This is a genomic window from Hydrogenovibrio sp. 3SP14C1 (assembly GCF_029625905.1).
GTDB lineage: Bacteria > Pseudomonadota > Gammaproteobacteria > Thiomicrospirales > Thiomicrospiraceae > Hydrogenovibrio.
On record NZ_JARTLM010000356.1, the window covers coordinates 1 to 230 of the forward strand.

At 57.0% G+C, this 230-nt stretch carries 1 protein-coding gene; it reads left to right on the plus strand.

The genetic code is table 11. The features are described 5' to 3' along the window. The coding region (locus P8629_RS12825) for an AMP-binding protein (protein WP_278166464.1) at positions 1-230 on the plus strand (230 nt) is incomplete at both ends.

Here is a 230-nt window from a genome sequence, read left to right on the forward strand (position 1 = left end):
GCGACCGTGTCGCGCTGATGATGCCTAACCTGTTGCAATACCCCATCGCTCTGTTCGGCATTCTGCGTGCCGGCATGGTGGTGGTCAACGTCAACCCGTTGTATACCCCGCGCGAGCTGGAGCACCAGTTGAACGATAGCGGGGCCAGCGCCATCGTTATCGTTTCCAACTTTGCCCATACGCTGGAAAAAGTGGTGTTCAACACCCAGGTCAAACACGTGATCCTGACG